Here is a 20,753-nt window from a genome sequence, read left to right as displayed (position 1 = left end):
GGGGGGGGGGGGGGACCGGGGCGGGAACCCGCCCCGGGAGCGGGGCGGGGGGGGGCCCCCCCCCGCCCCGGGAGCGCCCCGCCCCGCCCCGGGTCCCGACCGTCCCCCTCCCGAAGAAGGTGAGTTGTGTGGTGTCCCCTCGGATCAGTGACCTCCCGGCGCTGCGGGCCCGGCACCCCGAAGCCGTCGCGGAGGCCGCCGCCCGGCGCGCCCGGCGCCCGCTGCTGGGCGAGCGCGGCCGGCTGATGATCGTCGCCGCCGACCACCCGGCCCGGGGCGCGCTCGCCGTGGGCGACCGCCCCCAGGCCATGGCCAACCGGCTCGACCTGCTCGAACGGCTGGTCCTGGCGCTGTCCCGCCCCGGGGTCGACGGAGTGCTGGCCACCGCCGACATCCTGGAGGACCTGCTGCTGCTCGGCGCCCTGGAGGGCAAGGTGGTGATGGGCTCGATGAACCGGGGCGGCCTGGCGGGCGCCTCGTTCGAGATGGACGACCGGTTCACCGGCCACCGCCCGCAGGACCTCGCCCGGCTCCGCTTCGACGCCGGCAAGCTGCTGCTGCGCATCGACTACGAGGACGCCGGATCGCTGACCACCCTGGAGGCCACCGCCCGGACCATCGACGCGATGGCCGAGCGCCGACTCCCCACCTTCGTCGAGCCGTTCCTCTCCCGGCGCACCGGCGGCGCGGTCCGCAACGACCTCAGCCCCGAGGCCGTCACCCGCTCCGTCGCCATCGCCTCCGGCCTCGGCGGCACCTCCGCGTACACCTGGCTGAAGCTGCCGGTCACCGACGACCCCGACGCGATGGCCCGGGTCTGCGAGACCTCCACGCTGCCCACCGTGCTGCTCGGCGGGGACGCCGGCGGCACGGTCCGGGAGCAGGAGGCGGTCTACGAGAAGTGGCGCAAGGCGCTGCGCCTGCCGACCGTCCACGGCCTGGTCGTCGGCCGCTCGCTGCTGTACCCGGCGGACGGGGACGTGGCGGCGGCGGTGGACACGGCGGTCGGGCTGCTGTAGCGGCCGGGCCGGCCGGGAAGCGGAGGGCCTGATTCCGTGCCCGTGAGGCGACTTGCCCGCCCCGGCCCCGCCGCCTGATTCCGGGCCGCGCGCCGCCGGAAAGCTTCACTGTCAGTGGCGAGGAGGAGACTTGCTGTCATGAGTGCTGAGATCGCAGAGACCGGCGGGGCGCTGGGGCGGACCGGCGGATTCCACATCCGGGCCGGAGCCGCCGCCCGCGGCGCGTACGCCCTCGACATCGCGCCCGAGCGCGCCGGGTGGGGGTATTCCTCGCTGCGGGTGGTCGACGTCCCGCCCGGCGGCGGCCATTCCTTCGCCACCGGCGACAGCGAGTGGATCGTGCTGCCGCTGTCCGGCGGCTGCACGGTCCGCGCCGAGCCGGAGCCGGGGGCGGACACCGGGCCGGACGGGACGGCGGAGGCGGGCCGGGCGGAGACCTTCGAACTCGCCGGGCGGGAGAGCGTGTTCAGCGGCGTCACGGACTTCGCCTACGTGCCCCGGGACGCCCGGGTGCGGATCTCCAGCCGGGCCGGCGGCCGGTTCGCGCTGGCCGGGGCGCGCTGCGCCCGGCGGCTGCCGGCCCGCTACGGCCCCGCCTCCGGCGTCCCCGTCGAGCTGCGCGGCGCCGGCAGCTGCTCCCGGCAGGTCAACAACTTCGGCGCGGCCGGGGTGTTCCCCTGCGACCGGCTGATCGCGGTCGAGGTCCTCACCCCCGGCGGCAACTGGTCCTCGTACCCGCCGCACAAGCACGACGAGTGCCGCCCCGGCGAGGAGTCCGAGCTCGAGGAGATCTACTACTACGAGATCGCCGCCGCCCACGGCACGGCCGGGCTCGGCTACCAGCGGGTGACGCCCTCCGGGCGCGGCCGCGGTACGGACGTCCTCGCCGAGGTCCGGTCCGGCGACGCGGTGCTGATCCCGGACGGCTGGCACGGCCCGTCCATCGCCGCCCCCGGCCACGACATGTACTACCTCAACGTCATGGCCGGGCCCGGCGAGCGGGAGTGGCTGATCTGCGACCACCCCGACCACGGCTGGATCCGCGCCACCTGGCCGCAGCAGCCGGTCGACCCCCGGCTCCCCCTCTACGACGCACCGGCAGGAGACCCGCGATGACCGCACCGACCCGCGCCCCGCGCACCGGCCCCGCCCCGGGCACCCGCCGGCTGACCGTCGCCCAGGCCCTGGTGGAGTTCCTCGCCCGCCAGTACACCGAGCGGGACGGCCGCCGGCACCGGCTGATCGCCGCCTGCTGGGGCATCTTCGGCCACGGCAACGTCGCCGGGATCGGCCAGGCCCTGCTGGAGTCCGGCAGCGCCGCGCCGCCCGGCGAGGCCGGCGCCCCGCCCAAGCTCCCCTTCTTCCAGGGCCGCAACGAACAGGCCATGGTGCACGCCGCGGTGGGCTACGCCCGGCAGTGCGACCGCCTCTCCGCCCAGGCCGTGACGACCTCCATCGGCCCCGGCGCCACCAACCTCGTCACCGGCGCCGCGCTCGCCACCGTCAACCGCCTCCCGGTGCTGCTGCTGCCCGGCGACGTCTTCGCCACCCGCCGCGCCGACCCGGTCCTCCAGCAGCTCGAAGCGGTCGGCGCCGGCGATGTGTCGGTCAACGACGCGCTCCGCCCGGTCTCCCGCTACTTCGACCGGATCACCCGCCCCGAGGCGCTGATCCCGGCCGCCCTCCAGGCCATGCGGGTGCTCGCCGACCCGGTGGAGACCGGCGCCGTCACCCTCGCCCTGCCGCAGGACGTCCAGGCCGAGGCGTACGACTGGCCGGAGGAGTTCTTCGCCGAGCGGGTGTGGCGGGTGCCCCGGCCCGCACCGGACCCGGACGCCCTCGCGGCCGCCGCCCGCGCCCTCCGGGCGGCCCGCCGGCCCCTGATCGTCGCGGGCGGCGGGGTGCACCACAGCGAGGCGGAGGAGGCGCTGCGCGCGTTCGCCGAGGCGACCGGCGTCCCCGTCGCGTCCACCCAGGCCGGCAAGGGCTCACTGCGCCACGACCACCCGGCGGACGTCGGCGGCATCGGCCACACCGGCACCGCCACCGCCGACGCGCTGGCCCGCCGCGCCGATCTCGTCCTCGGTGTCGGCACCCGCTACACCGACTTCACCACCGCCTCCGCCACCCTCTTCGCCGAGCCCGCGGTCCGCTTCGTCAACCTCAACATCACCGCCTTCGACTCCCACAAGCTCGGCGCCCTCGCCCTGGTCGCCGACGCCCGCACCGGCCTCGACGCCCTGCGCGAGGCGCTCGGAGGGCACCGCGTCGACGCCGCCTACGAGGCGGAGTACGCCGCCGCCAAGGCCGACTGGGAGCGCCAGGTGGACGCCGCCTACGCGGCCCCCGACCCGGCCGCCCGGCCCACCCAGACGCAGGTCCTCGGCGTCCTGGACGCCCTCGTCGACGACACCGACATCGTGCTCAACGCCGCCGGCTCCCTCCCCGGTGACCTGCACAAACTCTGGCGCGCCCGGTCCCGCAGGCAGTACCACCTCGAATACGGCTACTCCTGCATGGGCTACGAGATCCCCGCCGCCATCGGCGTCCGGATGGCCGCCCCCGACCGCCCGGTGTGGGCACTCGTCGGCGACGGTACGTACTTGATGAACCCCACCGAAATCGTCACCGCCGTCCAGGAGGGCATCGCCATCACCGTCGTCCTCGTCCAGAACCACGGCTACGCGTCCATCGGCGGCCTCTCCCAGGAGACCGGCGGCGAGCGGTTCGGCACCGACTACCGCTTCCGCGCCGCGGACGGCACGTACACCGGCCCCCCGCTGCCCGTGGACCTCGCCGCGAACGCCGCGTCCCTGGGGATGCGGGTGCTGCGCGCCGCCACCGTCGGCGAGCTGCGCGCCGCCCTCGCCGAGGCCAGGGAGGCGAAAACACCCACATGTGTCTATGTCGAGACCGCAACGGCTGACACTGTGCCGGGCGCGCCGCCCGCCGCCGCCTGGTGGGATGTACCCGTTGCCGAGACCGCGACGCGTCCGGCGGCGCTCGCCGCGCGCACGGCGTACGACGAGCACGCCGCCGCCCGCCGCCGCCACCTCTGACATCCGCTCCGCCGCACACGAAAGGCCCCTCGCCATGAAGACCATCAACCACTGGATCGGCGGAAAGCCCGTCGAGGGCGTCTCCGGCAACTACGGTCCGGTCTACAACCCGGCCACCGGCGCCCAGGAGAAGCAGGTCGCCTTCGCCTCCGCCGAGGAGGTCGGCGCCGCCGTCCGCGCCGCCAAGGAGGCGTACGGCTCCTGGGGCACCAGCTCGCTGGCCCGGCGCACCACGATCCTGTTCAAGTACCGCGCCCTGGTGGACGACCACCGCGAGGAGCTGGCCCGGCTGATCACCGCCGAGCACGGCAAGGTGCACTCCGACGCGCTCGGCGAGGTGGCCCGCGGCCTGGAGATCATCGAGCTGGCCTGCGGCATCCCGGAGAAGCTCAAGGGCGAGCTGTCCACCCAGGTCTCGACGCGGGTGGACGTGGCCGCGATCCGCCAGTCGCTGGGCGTGGTCGCCGGCATCACGCCGTTCAACTTCCCGGCCATGGTGCCGATGTGGATGTTCCCGCTCGCCATCGCCTGCGGCAACACCTTCGTCCTCAAGCCCAGCGAGAAGGTCCCCAGCGCCGCGTTCAAGCTCGCCGAGCTGGCCGCCGAGGCGGGCCTGCCCGACGGCGTGCTGAACATCGTCAACGGCGACAAGGTGGCCGTCGACGCCCTGCTGGAGCACCCGGACGTGGCCGCCGTCTCCTTCGTCGGCTCCACCCCGATCGCCAAGTACATCCACACCACCGGTACGGCGAACGGCAAGCGCGTCCAGGCGCTGGGCGGCGCCAAGAACCACATGCTGGTCCTGCCCGACGCCGACCTCGACCTGGCCGCCGACTCCGCGATCAACGCCGCGTACGGCTCGGCCGGCGAGCGCTGCATGGCGATCTCCGTGGTCGTCGCGGTCGGCGAGACCGCCGACCCGCTGATCGGCAAGATCAAGGAGCGCGCCGACAAGCTGCGCATCGGCCCCGGCGACGACCCGGCCTCCGAGATGGGCCCGCTGATCACCAAGGCCCACCGCGACAAGGTCGCCTCGTACGTCACCGGCGCCGCCGCCCAGGGCGCCGACGTCGTCATCGACGGCACCGGCTACACCGTCGAGGGCCACGAGAACGGCCACTGGATCGGCGTCTCGCTGCTCGACAACGTCACCCCCGAGATGGACGCCTACCGCGACGAGATCTTCGGCCCGGTGCTCTCCGTCGTCCGCGTGGAGACCTACGAGCAGGCCATCGAGCTGATGAACTCCTCGCCGTGGGGCAACGGCACCGCCATCTTCACCCGGGACGGCGGCGCCGCCCGCCGCTTCCAGCTGGAGGTCGAGGCCGGCATGGTCGGCGTCAACGTCCCGATCCCCGTCCCGGTGGGCTACCACTCCTTCGGCGGCTGGAAGGACTCCCTCTTCGGCGACCACCACATCTACGGCAACGACGGCGTGCACTTCTACACCCGCGGCAAGGTCGTCACCACCCGCTGGCCCGACCCCGCCGACGGCGGCATCAACCTCGGCTTCCCGCGCAACCACTGACGGAGCGCCGGGTTCCGGACCGACGGCGCGCCCCCCTCACGGGCGCGGCCGTCGCGGACGTCCCCACCGGCCCCGGCCGGCGGGGACGTCCGCGCCTCCCGGGGGCAGACCCCGCCGCACCGCGTTGCTACGGTGCTCCTCGCGCGGCGGGCGGATGACCGCCGCGGCACCGACACGACGGGGGCACGGATGGCACACGGCATGGCGCTGGCCAAGGGCGCGCGGATCACCGGCGGCATACTCTGCCTGCTGTTCTTCCTGTGGACGGCGTACTGGATCGTGGCCGACATCGGCGCGTTCGGTCTCGTCGGGCTGTGGGACAGCTGGGCCGGCAGCCGGCCGCCGGGCACCAACGAGGTCACCGACCCCGTCCAGCTGGGCTTCTGCCTGCTCCAGCTCACCGCGGCCGGCGCGGCGTTCGCCGGCCGCCGCTCGGCCGGCGGCCTGATGGCCGTCGCCACCGCCGCCACCTTCGCCACCGCCCTCCAGGCCCTGATCAGCGTCGGCAACCACACCAGCGACGACCGCTGGTTCCGGAACGCCGAGACCGGCACGGCCACCTTCGACGGGGTCTTCCTCAGCAGCCTGCCGCTGTTCCTGCTGACCCTGGTCGCCGCGGTGGTGCTGCTCGCCGGGAACCGCTCCTGGCCGCGCGCCCGGCCCAGCACCCCGCCCGCCCGGCCCGCCAAGGCCGCCGGTGTGATCGGCGGGCTGCTGCTCGGCGCGATGGCGCTGGGCTACGCGGTCTGGCAGGTCTACATGCTGGTGCAGGGCGGGAGTTCCGCCCCGCAGATGCTCTACCTCGGCAAGGGCTCGCTGTCCACGCTGCTGTCGCTGGCCGGCGGCTGGTACGCGCTGGTGTTCATGGCGCTGACCGGCATCGCCGGTCTGAACGCCCTGATCCGCGGCAGCGCGGCCCGCGGCCTGTCCTTCGGCCTGGCCCTCGCCCTGCTGCCGAACGCCGTCCTGGCGTTCATCACCCTCCTGAGCACCGGCAGCCTCTTCCGGACCGCCGGCCCCATGCCGGGCGCGGTCCTCATCAGCCACACCCAGCTGCTGCTCGACCTGCTCGGGTCGGTGGCGCTGTGCGCGCTGATGGCCCGCGGTGAGCCGGTCGCACCGGCCTGGCAGCCGCCGTCCCCGGCCGTAGCGTTCGCCGCCCCCGGCTTCGTCCCGGGCCCCGCGCCCGCGCCCCCGGCCGGCTGGCAGCCGCCCGGCCCGCCGCCCGCGCCCCCGGCCGGCGCCCCGCCGTTCCCGCCCGCCCCGCCGGCCAACCCGCAGGCGCCGTACGGGGGTTACGGCCCGCCGCAGTACTGACCGCCGCGAGCCGGCCCCGGCGCCCGGCCGTACCGCGCCGGTGGTACGCCACCGGGCGGGGCTACTGCGCCGGGAGGGCGGCGCTCTCCACCCGGCGGACGGGGCGGCGCGCCCGGCCCGGTCCCTAGGATTCAGCCATGGATCTCCGACTGCGCGGGCGCCGGCTCGCCGCCGCCGCGGGCGCGCTGGCCCTCCTCATAGGGGGCGGCACCTGGGCGGCCGCCGCCCCCGACGCGCCGCCCGCGATGCACCGCGAGGACCGCGTCCTGACGATGCCCGAGGCGCCCGGCGGGCCGGGGACGGTGCGGATCGACACCTCGTTCTTCACCGCCGGCGCCCCCGGGCGGCGCCCCGCGGTCCTGCTCGGCCACGGCTTCGGCGGCAGCAAGGCCGATGTCCGCGGTGAGGCCGAGCAGTTGGCCCGGGACGGCTACGCGGTGCTGACCTGGTCCGCGCGCGGCTTCGGCCGCTCCACCGGCCGGATCGGGCTGAACGACCCGGACGGCGAGGTCGCCGACGTCCGCCGCCTGATCGACTGGCTCGCCAAGCGGCCCGAGGTCCGGCTCGACCGGCCCGGCGATCCGCGCGTCGGCGTGGCCGGCGCCTCGTACGGCGGCGCGCTCGCGCTGCTGGCCGCCGGCCACGACCCGCGGGTGGACGCCATCGCCCCGCAGATCACGTACTGGAACCTCGCCGACGCGCTGTTCCCCAACGGCGTGTTCAAGAAGCTGTGGGCCGGCATCTTCTTCACCACCGGGTCGGCCGGGTCCGCCACCGGTGCGCCGTCCGCCGGAAGCGCCCCCTCCGCCGACAGCTCGCCGCCCGGCGGCTGCGGTCGCTTCGAGCCCGCGCTGTGCGCCCTGTACGAACGGGTCGCGGTCAGCGGCGTCCCGGACGCGGCGGCCCGCCGGGTGCTGGCGGCCCGCAGCCCCTCCGCCGTCGCCGACCGCATCAAGGTCCCGACCCTGATCACGCAGGGCCAGACCGACTCGCTCTTCCCGCTCGGCCAGGCCGACGCGATGGCCACCGCGCTCCGGCGCAACGGCGCGCCGGTCGCCGTCGACTGGATCGCCGGCGGCCACGACGGCGGCGACCGGGAGACCGCGCGCACCAACGCCCGCACCACCGCGTGGTTCGACCGCTATCTGAAGGGCGACCGGAACGCCGCCACCGGGCCCGCGTTCCGCATCAGCCGCACCGGCGGCGTGGACTCCACCGCCGGCACCCTGCGGCTGGCCGGCGCGAGCGCCGACCGCTACCCGGGCCTGGACCACGACCCCCGCCGGATCCCGCTGACCGGCCGGGAGCAGCGGTTCGCCAACCCCGCCGGCGCCGCCCCGCCCGCCCTCTCCGCCGTCCCCGGCGCGGGCGCCCTCGGCGACCTCTCCGCGCTCGGCGCCGGCGGCCTCGCCCTGGACTTCCCCGGCCAGTACGCGCACTTCGACTCGGCGCCGCTGCGCACCCCCGTCCACCTCACCGGCAGCCCCACCGCCACCGTGCGGATCCGCGCCACCTCCCCGGACGCGGTGGTCTTCGCCAAGCTCTACGACGTCGCGCCGGACGGCCGCCGCCAGACCCTGCCGTCCCAGCTGGTCACCCCGTACCGCGTCGAGGGGGCCGGCGACGGCCGCACCGTACGGCTCCAACTCCCGGCCGTGGACCACGAGTTCGCCGCCGGGCACCGGCTGCGGCTGGTGCTGTCCGCCACCGACCTCGGCTACGCCACCCCGGTCCGGCCCGCCACCTACACCGTGTCCCTGGCCGCCCCGGACCTCGCCGTGCCCACCGCGCCGGAGGTGCGCGCCACCGCCGCGCCGCTGCCCGCGTGGACCTGGGCGCTGCCCGCGGCCGCCGCGGTGGCCGCCGCGCTGCTGCTGCTCACCGCCCGCCGCCGCACCGCCGCCCCCGCCCCCGACCCGGCCCTGGCCGACGTACCGCTGGAGATCACCGGCCTGACCAAGCGGTACGCCAAGTCCGCCGACCGCTACGCCGTACGCGACCTGTCCTTCCGGGTCGAACGCGGCCAGGTGCTCGGCCTGCTCGGCCCGAACGGCGCCGGCAAGACCACCACCCTGCGGATGCTGATGGGCCTGATCCGCCCGGACGGCGGCGAGATCCGGGTCTTCGGCCAGGCGGTCCGGCCGGGCGCGCCGGTGCTGTCCCGGGTCGGCGCGTTCGTGGAGGGCGCCGGATTCCTGCCGCACCTGTCCGGGCGCGCCAACCTCGACCTGTACTGGCAGGCGACCGGCCGCCCGGCCGCCGACGCGCACACCGAGGAGGCCCTGGAGATCGCCGGTCTGGGCGACGCCCTGGACCGCGCGGTGCGCACCTATTCCCAGGGCATGCGCCAGCGCCTGGCCCTCGCCCAGGCCATGCTCGGCCTGCCCGACCTGCTCATCCTCGACGAGCCGACCAACGGCCTGGACCCGCCGCAGATCCGCGCGATGCGCGAGGTGATGATCCGCTACGCCGCGGACGGCCGCACCGTCATCGTCTCCAGCCATCTGCTGTCCGAGGTGGAGCAGAGCTGCACCCACCTGGTCGTCATGGACCGCGGCCGGCTGGTCGAGGCCGGGCCGGTGGCGGACGTGGTGGGCTCCGGCGACACCGTGCTCATCGGCGTCCCCGAGGGCACCGCGCTGCCGGACGCGCTGCTGGAGAAGGCCGGCGCGCTGCCCGGCGTGGCCTCCGCGGTCCGCGCCGACGACGGCCTGCTGGTCCGGCTCACCGACCCGGACGGCACCCCGCGGCTGCTGGCCGAACTGGTCCGGCTGGACGTGCCGGTGCACCGCGTCGGCCCGCACCGCCGCCTGGAGGACGCCTTCCTCACCCTGATCGGAGACGACGCACGATGACCGCCACCACCCCGGCGGCGGCGCCCGGCTACCGCGCCCGCCGCACCCTGCCGCTGCGCGTCGAGGCCCGCCGCCAGCTGCGCCGCCGCCGCACCCTGGTGATCGCCGCGATCCTGGTGCTGCTGCCGTTCGTGCTGGTCACCGCGTTCGCCATCGGCGGCGACCCGGGCACCCGCACCCCCGGCCGGATCAACCTCATGGCCACCGCCACCGCGTCCGGCGCCAACCTCGCGGCCACCGCGCTGTTCGTCTCGGCCGGCTTCCTGCTGGTGGTGCCGGTCGCCCTGTTCTGCGGCGACACGGTGGCCTCGGAGGCGAGCTGGGCGTCGCTGCGCTATCTGCTGGCCGCGCCGGTGCCGCGGGCCCGGCTGCTGCTGAGCAAGCTGACCGTGGCGCTGGTGTTCAGCGCCGCCGCGATCGCGCTGCTGCCGCTGGTCGCGCTGGCCGTGGGCACCGCCGCGTACGGCTGGGGGCCGCTGCAACTGCCCACCGGGGGCGCGCTGGACCCGGGTGACGCGGTGCTGCGGCTGGCGGTGGTCGCCGGCTACGTCTTCGTCAGCCAGCTGGTCACCGCGGCGCTGGCGTTCTGGCTGTCGACGGTCACCGACGCCCCGCTGGGCGCGGTCGGCGGGGCGGTCGGCCTGACCATCGTCGGCAACGTCCTGGACCAGGTCACCGCGCTCGGCGGCTGGCGGGCCGCGCTGCCCGCGCACTGGCAGTACGCCTGGGCGGACGCGCTCCAGCCGCGCGTGGAGTGGACCGGCATGATCCAGGGCGCCTCGGTGTCGGTGTCCTACGCGCTGGTGCTGACCGCGCTGGCCTTCCGCGGCTTCGCCCGCAAGGACGTGGTGTCGTAACGGCCGGGTCGCCACCTGCCCGGCCCGGGACGGAACCGGACATCCGTCCACAGGCCGGGCACCGCAACCGTTCCCGGCGGCGGCATGTCTGACCCGGTACGAACGCCCGAAGGGGGAGGACCCGCCATGTCCCGTACCACTTCGTCACCTACGCCCCGTACGCCACGCACACCACGGACGTCGCGTACGGTTTCGTCGCGTACCGCCCGCGCCGTGGCCGCCGGGGCCGCGGCCCTCGGCCTGGCCCTCGCCACCGCCGGACCGGCCACGGCGGCCACACCGCAGGCCGCACCCACTCTCCGCACCGACCCGAACGGCCGCCACACCGCCGCCGAGATCCACCGCTTCCTGACCCGCTTCTACGGGCAGCACGGCCCGTCCCCGTACCAGCGCAGGCACCAGGTCTCCGCCTACCTCAAGGACCGCGCCGACCACACCGAGGGCTACGACCTGCTGCTCTGCGCCCAGAACACCCCGCGCGCGATCAGCGTCGGCCCGGTGACCACCGCCCAGTCCGCGGCGGTCGGCTGGGCCACCGTCACCACCTCCTGGGGCGACGGCACCCGGCGCCACTTCACCGCCTACGTCGGCCTGGAGTCCCGCCCGATCGTCCTCCAGGACGTCGACTGCGGGTCGTAACCCGACTTGACCGCAGGAAACACAGGGGGCGGCCGCCGCGGAAACCGATCCCGCGGCGGCCGCCCCACGGCCGGTCCCGGCTCAGCCGGTCGGCCCCTGCATATGGGCGCTGACCCACTGCATGGTGCCCATGCCCAGGCCCTGGACGTAGGTGGCGCCGCTGTGCGTACCGTTCGGCACGATCTGCAGCCGCGTCTTCACCGGCCCGCGGCCGTACTGCGCGATGAACTTCCGCACCTTCGGCAGCACGGTGTTCTCCTTGGAGCCGTCCTGGAAGGCCAGGTAGACGTCCGGGCCGCCGCGGGCGATCAGCCGCTTGGCCAGCACCTCGGGGTTGTTCGCCCGCATCGCCGACAGGTGGCCGCGCCACAGCGGGGAGTCCGGCACGATGTCCGGGCCGTTCGGGATGGCGACCTTGAAGTCCTTGGGGTTCTGCAGGACGTTCTTCAGCGCCGAGAAGCCGCCGGACGAGGAGCCCATGATGCACCAGGCGTTCCGGGTCTTCAGGGTGCGGAAGTTCTCCCGCACCAGGTCGGGCACGTCCTTCGCCAGCCAGGTGCCGATCTTCGGCTGGCCGGGGATGTCGCTGCCGTCGTAGTACTGCTTGTCGTTCGGGTTGAGCACCGGCATGACGACGATGAAGGGCAGGCTCTTACCGGCCTTCGACCAGGCCGCGAGGGACTCCTCCAGCTTCAGGTCGGAACCGATCCAGTAGTTGACCGGGTAGCCGTAGGCGCCGGGCAGCGCCTCCATGACCGGGAAGCCCTTGTTCGCGTTCTGCTTCTCGTAGTACTCCGGCGGCGCCCAGACCCAGACCTTGCCGGTGAAGCCGGACTTCTTCCCGTGGTAGGTGGTCACGGCTATCGGGGTGTTCCCGCCGGCTCCCCCGACCCGGCTGGTCTCCTGGAAGCTGATCGGGTGGGTGGGCATCTGCACCAGCGAGTTCTTCCCGGCCGGCGCGGTCTGCATCGCGGCGCCCGTCCGGGGGCCGCTGAACCGTACCGGCGCGCCCTGGTCGTCGCTCGTGCCGCAGCCCGCCGTCGCGCCGAGCACGGTCAGGGCGATCAACGCGATCACCGGTGTGAAGAGGGATTTGCGCACGGGACCTTCTCCTTGGCGGACAGGCCGGGAGTTGTCCCGGCCGGCCAGCAAGAGGGGACAGGGCGGGGACAGGTTTCCCCGTCCGGGTGTCCGCTTCCTCGCACCGGCCGCGCCCGGATGCCGCCATCCGCCTCTGACCTGGGGTGTTTACGGTCAACGGAGAACCGGTTTACCGTGATTTTCCCGCTGGGGGCGCGTCCGCTGACGCCAGATGGCCCCCTGCGCGCCCCCGCCCGGCGCCCCGGCCACCCGGATGCGCCCCCGCTCCCGGGGCGCGCCCGCGGCCCGCCCGGGTGGCCGTGCGGCGCCTCCGCCCGGCGCCCCGGAAGCCCGGCCACCGGCCCGTATCCTCTGGCTATGAGCTGGTCGCGTGCGCTGAAGGAAGCCGCCCGCTCCGGGCTGACCGTCGAGCGCGCCAAACTCACCCCGCTGGTCGCCATCCGCGGCACGGCCGGCGTCGCCCTCGTCATCGGGCTCTGCCTGTGGCGCGGCAGCCCGGCCCTCGCGGTCTCCTCCGCCTTCGGCGCGTTCTCCTCCGGGATCGTCACCTTCCAGCGCAGTATGCGGCCCCGCCCGGTGCTGGCCCTGGCCGTCGCCGGGGCGCTCGCGGTCTCCACCTTCCTCGGCTATCTGGCCGCCGCGCACGTCCTCGGGTTCGTCGTACTGCTCACCGGCTGGACGTTCCTGGCCGGGATGGCCTGGGCGATCGGGCCGGTGTCGGGGCTGGCCGGCACCCAGACCGTGGCGATCATGCTGGTCACCGTCACCCTCCCGACGTCCGTGGCCGGCGCCCTGGAGCACGCCGCGCTGATCGCCTTCGGCGGGCTGGTCCAGGCGACCCTGACCGTGCTGTTCCCGGTGCGCCCCTGGGGGATCCAGCGGGACGCGCTCGCCGACGCGCTGGCCGCCGAGGCCGACTACGCCCGCCGGCTGCGCCACGACCCGGTCGCGCCCTTCGACCCCGCGCCGCTGATGCACGCCCGCGCCGCCTCCACGGTGACCCGCCGCCAGGCCCGGCGCCGCCCGGCCCAGCTGCACGGCCCGCGCGGGGTGGCCGAACGGGTCCGCCCGGTCCTGGCCTCCCTGGCCGACCCGGTCGTCGGCGCCCCGGTGGAGGGACCCGAACGCGACCGGGTCCGGGAGCTCCTCGCCGCCGCCGGCACCGTCCTGGACGCCGTCGCGCACGCCGTCCGGTACGCGCGGCCGGTCCGGCTGCCCCCGGAGGCGATGGCCGCCCTGGAGGTCCCGGCCACCGGCCCGATGCTCAGCGGCCCCGCCCGCCGCACCGCCTACCGCCTGATCTCGCTGCTCGCCGACGCCGTCGAACTGGCCGACGAGCCCGTCGAGGCCACCCGCCCCACCACCGAGGCCGAACGCGGCCACCTGCTGCGCCCCAGCGTCCCCCGGCTCGTCCCGGTCGCGCTGCGCTCCCTGCACCGCGAGGCCCGCTGGTCCTCGCACATCTTCCGGCACGCCCTCCGGGTCGCCGCGGTCGCCGCCGCCGGCTACCTCCTGGGCACCGCCCTCCCGTTCGGCCACGGCTACTGGGCGCCGCTCGCCGCCGTCATGGTGATGCGCCCCGACTTCGCGCAGACGTACGCGCGCGGTGTGGCCCGTTTCGCCGGCACGGTGGTCGGGGTCGCGGTCGGCGGCGGCCTGATGGCGCTGACCCACCCGGCGCCCGCCGTCAGCGCCGCCCTCGCCGTGGTCTGCGTCTTCCTGATGTACCTGCTGATGCGCACCGGATTCTCCGTTACCTCCGCCTGTGTCGCCGCGTACGTCGTCTTCCTGCTGGGCATCGCGGGCGCCGGCTGGGAGCAGACCGTGGAGGAGCGGGTGGTGCTCACCCTCCTCGGCGGTGCGCTGGCGATGTTCTCGTACGCGCTGTTCCCGGCCTGGGAGACGCCCAGGCTCCGCGACCGCCTCGCCGACTGGCTCGCGGCCAACGGCCGGTACGCGCTGGCGGTCTGCGACGGCTACGCCCGGCCCGCCGACCGCCGCCCCCGGCAGGTCCGCGAGGCGCTGCTCGACGCCCGCGCGGCCCGCGCCGCCTGGGAGACCAGCGAGGCCCGCGCCGAGAAGGAGCCGGTCCGGCACCGCGGCCTGTCGCTGGGGGCCGCGCACGCCGCGGGCGGCGCGCTCGCCGCGATGGGCCGGGTCACCATGATCCTGGAGGCGCATCTGCCGGAGAAGGACGCCGAACCCTCGCCGGGCGCCGCCGCGTTCGCCGAGGCGCTGCGCCCCGCGCTCGACCGGGCCGCCGGCGCGGTCCGCGAGGGCGCCCGCCCGGACTGGAGCGGCCCGCGCGCCGTCTGGGAGCGCTGGCAGGCCGAGGACGGACAAGGGGGAGTGGCCGTGCGCGCCGCCGGGCTGCTCCTGGACGCGCTGGACGACCTCACCGACGCGCTGCCCGCGAGCCCCGGCCCCGACCCGTGATCCCCGTCCGCTCCCCGGTGCCCCGGCGCTCCGTCCGCACCACCGCAGGAACCATTCACCACCCCCAGTAGTCTAGATAATTGCCCGCAATTGCCGTCATGGTGGGTCAATGGCGGCCCCTGCGGCGCACTGTCCTCCCGAGAGAGAGCAAACGAACTCCCCATGGCGTCCAGCACTTCGTCCGGAACGTACGACATAGGCATCGACCTCGGCACCGCCAACACCCTCGTCTACGCCCGCGGCAAAGGCGTGGTGCTGAACGAACCGTCCGTGGTCGCGGTGAACGCCGCCGGCGAGGTCGTCGCCGTCGGCTCGGAGGCCAAGCGCACCATCGGCCGCACCCCCTCCGGCATCACCGCGATGCGGCCCCTGCGGGAGGGCGTCATCGCCGACTTCGACGCGGCCGAGCAGATGCTGCGCGCCCTGATGAAGAAGGCCCTGCCCAGCCGCCGCTTCTCCCGCCCCCGCGTCGTCATCTGCGTCCCGTCCGGCATCACCGGTGTCGAGCGGCGCGCCGTCATCGACTCCGCGCGCGGCGCCGGCGCCCGCGAGGTGCATCTCATCGAGGAGCCGATGGCCGCCGCGATCGGCGCCGGCCTGCCGGTGGACGAACCGGTCGGCTGCATGGTCGTGGACATCGGCGGCGGCACCACCGAGGTCGCCGTGGTCTCCATGGGCGGCCTGGTCACCGCCCAGTCCGTCCGGGTCGCCGGCGACGCCATGGACGCCGCGATCGCCGCGTACATCAAGAAGGAGCACGGGCTGGCGATCGGCGAGCGCACCGCCGAGGACATCAAGATCGCCATCGGCTCGGCGGCCTGGTCCCCCGACGCCCCGTTCGCCGACGCCTTCCCCGACCCGGAGGACGAGGCGGCGCCCGGCGACGGCGCGGACGCCGCCCCGGCCGCCCACTCCTACACCGTCCGCGGCCGCGACCACCTCAGCGGTCTGCCCCGCCTCCAGGAGATCACCGCCGAGGAGATCCGCGGCGCCCTCGCCGAACCGGTCGAGGCCATCGTCCGCGCCGTCCACCGCACCCTCGACGAGTGCCCGCCGGAGCTGTCCGGCGACATCATCGAACGGGGCATCGCGCTGACCGGCGGCGGCGCCCTGCTCCGCGGCCTGGACCGCCGCCTGCGCCAGGAGATGGGCGTCCCGGTCATGGTCGCCGACGCGCCCCTGGACTGCGTGGTCAACGGCACCGCCAAGTGCGTGGACGAGTTCGCCACCCTGCACGGGCTGCTCACGGGCGCCAAGTCCGAGCCGCGCAAGGCGGTCCGGCTGTAGCCGAGCCCCGGGTCGGGCGTTCCGCGAGCCGCGGCGGGCGGCCCGGATCGCCGCCCCGGGGCCCGTCCGCCGCCCGGTGGCTCATACCGGGCAGCGCGTTCGCACGGCCGGGTTAGTGTGCGCGCGTGAGTCTTTACGTCGTGATCGGATACGGGCCCGCCGGGGCCGCCACCGCCCGGCTGCTGGCCGGCCAGGGCCACACCGTACGGGTCGTCACCAGGTCGGGCCGGAGCCCCGAGCCCGGTATCGAGCACCTCGCGCTGGACGCCGCGGACAGCGGGCGGCTGACCGAGGCCGCCCGCGGCGCGGACGCGCTCTTCAGCTGCGGCGCGCCGCCGTACCCCCGCTGGGCCGCCGAATGGCCGGCGCTGTCCGCGTCCGCGTGCGCGGCGGCCGAGGCCACCGGCGCCGTCCTGGTCATGCTGGGCAACCTCTACGGCTACGGCCCGGTGGACGGCCCGCTGACCGAGGACCTGCCGCTCGCCGCGACCGGCCCCAAGGGCCGGGTGCGGGCCGCCGCCTGGGAGCAGGCCCGCGCGCTGCACGAGCAGGGCCGGATCCGCGCGGTCGAGCTGCGGGCCTCGGACTTCTTCGGGCCCGGCGTGACCGGCGGCGGGCATCTGGCCGACCGGGTCATGCCCAAGCTGCTGCGCGGCAAGCCGGTCTCCGCGCTCGGCGACCCGCGCGCCCCGCACAGCTGGACCTATATCCCCGACGTGGCCCGGGCGCTGGCCGAGGTGGCCGGGGAGGAGCGGGCCTGGGGCCGCGCCTGGCACGCCCCGACCGCCCCCGCGCTGTCCACCCAGGAGATGGTCGACCGGCTCGCCGCCGAGGCCGGCACCGGCCCGGTCCAGGTCCGCCCGCTGCCGCCGGCCGTGCTCGGGCTCGCGGGCCTGGTCTCGCCGCTGCTGCGCGAACTGAAGGAGGTCCGCTACCAGTTCGCGCGCCCGTTCGTCGTGGACACCGGCGCGTACGAGGCCGCGTTCGCGGTCCGCGCCACGCCCGTCGAGGAGCAGATCACGGCGACGGTGGAGTGGTGGCGGGCCCGGACGGGCACCGCCGGGTGAGGTCCGTGATGCGTCAACGCCCGTGCGTTCTGGCGTAGTTGACGCATAGCGGGATACGGGGAATTGCGGGGGAGCAGGGGGAACTGGGGGTCGTTCACAGGGCAGAGGGCAAGGGAAGCAGTGGGTTCAATGGGTGCGGTGGGCGCGGAGCCTGCCCCGCGTACGGAGCGAGGGGAGCGGCCGGGGCGCGCCGCCGGGGCCGCCGGGGCGCGGCGGGACGATATCGCGGTGGTCGGGATGGCCTGCCGCTTCCCCGGGGCGCGCCACGTCACCGCGTACTGGCGGCTGCTGACCGCCCCCGAACCGCAGTTCGCCCCCGTCCCGGACACCCGGTGGCGGCGCGCCGCGTTCCTCACCGACAGCTTCCGCGACACCGCCGCCGCCTACACGGACACCATGGCACTGCTGCCGGACGTCGACCGCTTCGACGCCGCGCACTACGGCATCCCGCCGCGCCGGGCCCGTTCGATGGACCCGCAGGCCCGGCTGCTGGTCGATCTGGCCCGTGAGGCGATCCAGGACGCCGGGTGGGAGGCCGGGGGCTTCGACCGCGAGGAGACCTCGGTCATCACCGCCCTCACCGAGAGCGGCTACCGCGAGCTGAGCACCCTGCGCGTCCGGATGCGGCAGCTGGCCGGCGGCGAGTTCGGCGCCCGCGCGGCCGACCCCGGCTGGGCGGAGATGGTCCGCGGCGTCGACGGACTGCACGGCACCTCGGTGGCCGGGCTGCTGCTCAACATGGGCCCCAACACCATCAGTTCGGTCTTCGACCTGCACGGGGAGAGCTACGCCCTGGACTCGGCGTGCTCCGGCGGGCTGATGGCGGTGGCCAACGCCGTGCACGCGCTGCGCGCCGGCCGCTGCCGGATCGCGCTGGCCGGCGGCGCCCAGCTGACGCTCACCCCCGACCTGCTGGTCGGGCTGTGCCGGATCGGCGCGCTCTCGCGCAGCGGCCGCTGCCTGCCGTTCGGCGCGGACGCCGACGGTTTCGTGCTCGGCGAGGGCGCCGGGGTGCTGGCGCTGCGGCCGCTGTCCGACGCGCTGGCGGCCGGCGACCGGGTCTACGCGGTGATCCGCGGCGTCGGCACGGCCAACGACGGGACCGTGCAGGGCGGACTGCACCCCCAGGAGGCCGGCCAGCTCCGGGCGCTGCGCCGCGCCTACCGGGACGCCGGGCTGCCGCCGGACGCGGTGGACTACCTGGAGGCGCACGGCACCGGCACCCCCGTGGGCGACCCGGTCGAACTCGCCGCGCTGCGCGCCCTGCGCGGCGAACGGGCCGCGCCGGCCTACGTCGGCGCGGTGAAGGCGGTGGTCGGCCACGCCCTCAACGCCGCCGGCATCGCCGGGCTGATCAAGACCGTACTGGCCGTGCACCGCGGGGTCATACCGCCGCAGCCCGCGTACGCACCGGCCGACCGCGCGGCGCTGGACGCGGCCGGGCTGACCGTCCCGGCCGCGCCGGTCCGCTGGCCCGCGTCCGGGCGGCCGCGCCGGGCCGGGGTGAGCGCCTTCGGCTTCGGGGGGACCGGGGTGCATCTGGTCGTGGAGTCGTACGAGCCGGAGCCGGTGACGGGCCCGGACCCGGCCGCCCGTCCGGCCGTTGAGGCGGGGCCGTACCGCCTGGTCCTCAGCGCCCGCGACCGGGCCGGACTGGCCCGTTACGCCCGGGAGGTGGCCGACACCCTGGCCGCCGACCGCCCGCCGCTGGCCGCGGTGGCGGCCACCCTCGCCGGCCGAGCCCCCCTGGAGGAACGTCTCTCCGTCCTGGCCGGGGACACCGACGACGCCCTCGCCCGGCTGACGGAAGCGGCGTCGGCGGTGGAGGCGGGGGACGCCCCGGAGATTGGCCCCGACGCCGACTCGGACGGTGGCCCCGGCGCCGGTCCCGCCCACCCGCCGGTGCCTCCGCCCGGCGGGCGCATACCCCCGTGCACCCTCCCGCCGAGCCCGCTCGCCCCGCGCCGCCACTGGGCGGTGGACGAGGCGGCCCGCGAGGCCGGGGACCCGCCGCCGGCCCCCGCGACGCGCGAGGACGCGCCCGCGCCGACCCCCGCTGCAACCGCCTCCGCCGCCGCCCTCGTCCGCGAAGAGGTGGCGCGCACCGGCGTCTACCCGCCCGCCGATATCGACGAGGCGATGACGCTCACCACCGACCTCGGCTTCGACTCGCTGATGCTCCAGGAGCTGGAGGTCGGCATCGGCAAACGGGCGCCCGGCTTCCGCACCGACGAGATGTTCGCCCCCGGCCTGACCGTCGCCCGGCTGACCGCCCTGGTCGGAGCCCACCTCACCGAACCCCCGGCCCCCGGCGCCCCGCTGCCGCCGGAAGCCGCCCCGTACACCGCGACCCCCCAAAACCCCGCCGACCCCTATGCCGGCACCGCCCGCATAGACGACTTCCCCGAGGTCCGGGACTTCGAGGAGCGGCTGCGGGCGGTCGCCGGCAGCGGCGCGGAGTTCCCCTACTTCCGGGTGCACCAGGGCACCCTGCGGGACACCACCGAGATCGGCGGCCGCCCGTACCTCTCCTTCGGCAGCTACAACTACCTGGGCCTCTCCGGCCATCCGGCGGTCAACGAGGCCGTGCACCGGGCCGTCGAGCGGTACGGGTCCTCGGTCTCCGCGAGCCGGGTGCTCTCCGGGGAACGGGACCTGACCGTACGGCTGGAGCGGGCGCTGGCCGATTTCCTCGGCGTCGAGGACTGCCTGGCGCTGGTGAGCGGCCACGCCACCAACGTCACCGCCATCGGCCACCTCGTCGGCGCCGGGGACCTGGTGCTGCACGACTCCCTGGCGCACGACAGCATCCTCCAGGGCTGCGCGCTGTCCGGCGCGGCCCGGCGCCCGTTCGCGCACAACGACACCGGTCAGCTGGAGTACCTGCTGCGCCGCAACCGTCCGCGCTTCCGGCGGGTGCTGATCGCCGCCGAGGGCGCGTACAGCATGGACGGCGACCTGCTCGACCTGCCCGCCGTGATCGAGCTGAAGAAGCGCTACGGCGCGCTGCTGATGGTGGACGAGGCGCACAGCATCGGCACGGTCGGCGAACGCGGCCGCGGCGTCGGCGAGTTCTTCGGCACCGACCGGTCCGATGTGGACGTGTGGATGGGCACCCTGTCCAAGTCCCTTGCCAGCTGCGGCGGTTACCTCGGCGGCTCGGCCCGGATGGTGCGGTGGCTGCGGCACACCCTGCCCGGTTTCGTCTACAGCGTCGGACTGTCCCCGGCGAACGCGGCCGCGGCGCTGGCCGCCACCGAGCTGATCACCGCCGAACCGCACCGCGTCCGCACCCTGCGGCGCAACGCCGGACTCTTCCTCCGGCTGGCCTCCGAGGCCGGTCTGGCGACCGGCGCCAGCGCGCACACGCCGATCGTGCCGTGCCTGCTCGGCGACTCGGCGCGGACCCTGCGGGTGGCGGACCGGCTGTTCCGGCGGGGCGTGACCGCCGACCCGATCTTCCATCCGGCGGTGGCGGAGGGCCTGGCCAGGCTGCGGTTCTTCGTCACCAGCGAGCACCGGGAGGAGGACATCCGCCGGGCCGTGGCGATCCTCGCCGAGGAGGTGGCGGCGGCCGGCGGCTGAGCA

13 protein-coding genes are annotated in these 20,753 nt (G+C 75.7%); 12 read left to right on the top strand and 1 reads right to left on the bottom strand.

Annotated features, from left to right (window positions below; translation table 11 throughout):
• The first annotated feature begins 131 nt into the window (after positions 1–131).
• The 8 genes from ADL22_RS25665 to ADL22_RS25630 all read left to right on the top strand — a co-directional run bounded on the left by ADL22_RS25665 (position 132) and on the right by ADL22_RS25630 (position 11,274).
• Entirely contained in the window at positions 132–1,019 is an 888-nt protein-coding gene (locus ADL22_RS25665) for a Cgl0159 family (beta/alpha)8-fold protein (protein ID WP_066984462.1), read from the top strand.
• Positions 1,020–1,157: 138 nt separating this feature from the next.
• Positions 1,158–2,135, top strand: coding sequence for a 5-deoxy-glucuronate isomerase (iolB, locus tag ADL22_RS25660; RefSeq protein WP_066984453.1), 978 nt, complete (start codon positions 1,158–1,160; stop codon positions 2,133–2,135).
• Complete coding sequence (gene iolD, locus ADL22_RS25655; RefSeq protein WP_066984451.1) at positions 2,132–4,078, top strand: 3D-(3,5/4)-trihydroxycyclohexane-1,2-dione acylhydrolase (decyclizing); 1,947 nt, start codon at positions 2,132–2,134, stop codon at positions 4,076–4,078. Before iolB ends, iolD begins: the two co-directional genes overlap by 4 nt.
• A gap of 34 nt (positions 4,079–4,112) precedes the next feature.
• Positions 4,113–5,606, top strand: a complete 1,494-nt coding sequence (locus ADL22_RS25650; protein ID WP_066984448.1) for a CoA-acylating methylmalonate-semialdehyde dehydrogenase — start codon at positions 4,113–4,115, stop codon at positions 5,604–5,606.
• 189 nt (positions 5,607–5,795) lie between these two features.
• Entirely contained in the window at positions 5,796–6,923 is a 1,128-nt protein-coding gene (locus ADL22_RS25645) for a hypothetical protein (protein ID WP_159048721.1), read from the top strand.
• Between the two features lie 137 nt (positions 6,924–7,060).
• Positions 7,061–9,778 carry an alpha/beta fold hydrolase gene (locus ADL22_RS25640; protein ID WP_066984441.1) on the top strand — a complete coding sequence of 906 codons (2,718 nt, stop codon included), beginning with the start codon at positions 7,061–7,063 and terminating at the stop codon, positions 9,776–9,778.
• Positions 9,775–10,635 carry an ABC transporter permease gene (locus ADL22_RS25635; RefSeq protein ID WP_066984437.1) on the top strand — a complete coding sequence of 287 codons (861 nt, stop codon included), beginning with the start codon at positions 9,775–9,777 and terminating at the stop codon, positions 10,633–10,635. Before ADL22_RS25640 ends, ADL22_RS25635 begins: the two co-directional genes overlap by 4 nt.
• A 126-nt stretch (positions 10,636–10,761) precedes the next feature.
• Positions 10,762–11,274 carry a hypothetical protein gene (locus ADL22_RS25630; RefSeq protein ID WP_420711599.1) on the top strand — a complete coding sequence of 171 codons (513 nt, stop codon included), beginning with the start codon at positions 10,762–10,764 and terminating at the stop codon, positions 11,272–11,274.
• A gap of 81 nt (positions 11,275–11,355) precedes the next feature.
• Here the strand turns inward: ADL22_RS25630 and ADL22_RS25625 are convergent, their stop codons facing one another.
• Positions 11,356–12,375, bottom strand: a complete 1,020-nt coding sequence (locus ADL22_RS25625; protein WP_066984431.1) for an alpha/beta hydrolase — start codon at positions 12,373–12,375, stop codon at positions 11,356–11,358.
• Positions 12,376–12,732: 357 nt separating this feature from the next.
• On the opposite strand from ADL22_RS25625, the gene ADL22_RS25620 reads away from it, so the two are divergent.
• The 4 genes from ADL22_RS25620 to ADL22_RS25605 all read left to right on the top strand — a co-directional run bounded on the left by ADL22_RS25620 (position 12,733) and on the right by ADL22_RS25605 (position 20,750).
• Complete coding sequence (locus tag ADL22_RS25620) at positions 12,733–14,811, top strand: FUSC family protein (RefSeq protein WP_066984428.1); 2,079 nt, start codon at positions 12,733–12,735, stop codon at positions 14,809–14,811.
• 162 nt (positions 14,812–14,973) lie between these two features.
• Positions 14,974–16,098: a rod shape-determining protein gene (locus ADL22_RS25615; protein WP_066984425.1), complete on the top strand. Its 1,125-nt coding sequence runs from the start codon at positions 14,974–14,976 to the stop codon at positions 16,096–16,098.
• A gap of 125 nt (positions 16,099–16,223) precedes the next feature.
• A complete protein-coding gene (locus tag ADL22_RS25610) occupies positions 16,224–17,165 on the top strand; it encodes an NAD-dependent epimerase/dehydratase family protein (RefSeq protein WP_066984422.1) in 942 nt (313 codons plus the stop codon).
• A gap of 237 nt (positions 17,166–17,402) precedes the next feature.
• Positions 17,403–20,750, top strand: a complete 3,348-nt coding sequence (locus tag ADL22_RS25605; RefSeq protein WP_066984459.1) for an aminotransferase class I/II-fold pyridoxal phosphate-dependent enzyme — start codon at positions 17,403–17,405, stop codon at positions 20,748–20,750.
• The last annotated feature ends 3 nt before the right edge of the window (positions 20,751–20,753 follow it).

The organism is Streptomyces sp. NRRL F-4489, from assembly GCF_001509485.1.
Classification (GTDB): Bacteria; Actinomycetota; Actinomycetes; order Streptomycetales; family Streptomycetaceae; genus Streptomyces.
This window is presented reverse-complemented; position numbering and strand designations above follow the sequence as displayed.